The organism is Antrihabitans cavernicola, assembly GCF_008297975.1.
Classification (GTDB): Bacteria; Actinomycetota; Actinomycetes; order Mycobacteriales; family Mycobacteriaceae; genus Antrihabitans; species Antrihabitans cavernicola.
The window spans coordinates 1-1,117 of the sequence record NZ_VLNY01000040.1 but is presented as its reverse complement, the minus strand read 5'-3'; the positions used below and the strand labels follow the sequence as shown (position 1 = coordinate 1,117).

Here is a 1,117-nt window from a genome sequence, read left to right as displayed (position 1 = left end):
TTTGTGCGCGTATTATCGAACCTATGTTCGACACCTTGCCGATGCGGATACCGGGTGACACCTCACCCGGCGCCGCGGCGACGGAACACATCTCGGAGATGCTGGTCAACCGAACCCAGGAAAACGTGCACGCCGCCCGCACAGTGCACGCGGCGCACCTGCTGTGGGACACCCGGATGAGTGAAGCCGCCGATCGCGACGGCGACGCCGGCACCGCCTGGAACGAAACCGTCGCCGACGTCGCCGTCTTGTTGTCGATGCCGTACCGCAGCGCCCGCGAACTGGTCGAAATCGGATACGACCTGCAGTTCCGCCTCGGACACGTCGACTACGCCTTCACCGCAGGCGACCTCGGCTACCCACGCGTGCGGACGTTGTGTTCGGTACTGCGGCAAGCCTCCCCGGAAACCATTGCTGCGATCGAAGACGCCGCCCTCGCCGCCGCCGAACACCTCTCCCCCGGCCCGCTGCGGAATCAGATCTGGCGGCTGTGGATGGAACACAATCCCGACGAAGCCGCCGCCCGCGAATCCAATCAACACGCGTCGCGGACAGCGTATGTGCGGCGCGGTGTCGACGGACTGTCCTGGCTCAGTGCCTGCATCACCGACCTCGAAGGTGCCGAAGCCGACCGCCTCATCGACGAAATCGCCAACACCGTCTGTGCGGACGACCCGCGAGAACGCAACACCCTGCGCGCCGACGGGCTGATCGCCTTGCTACACGGGGAACGAATCCTGCGGTGCCGCTGCACCCAGGACAGCTGCCCCACCGCCGGCATCGCCATTCCGGAGCGGCGGAAACCGTTGATACAGATCCTGATCGACATCAACACCCTCCTCGGCCTCACCAACACCCCCGCCACCCTCGCCGACGGAACACCCCTCGACCCAGCAGTCGCCCAGATGATCGCCGACGACGCCACCTGGCAAGCAATCCTCACCGAACTCCGCACCCTCGCCGACAGCCTCGGCCTGACAGACACAACAGATCCCGCACGCAAACCCGCGTCGGATCCAGAAGAGTCCGACAGCACCCCGGAATCGGCTGCACCACCCACCTTTTCGTATGCCGAATACCTCGGGCGTGGACGAACCCACCCCGCCGGAACGGTGTG

At 65.6% G+C, this 1,117-nt stretch carries 1 protein-coding gene; it reads left to right on the top strand.

Annotated elements, in window-relative coordinates:
* Nucleotides 1–23: 23 nt before the first annotated feature.
* A partial coding sequence (locus FOY51_RS27035) for a DUF222 domain-containing protein (RefSeq protein ID WP_149433364.1) occupies nt 24–1,117 on the top strand: 1,094 nt, incomplete at its 3' end.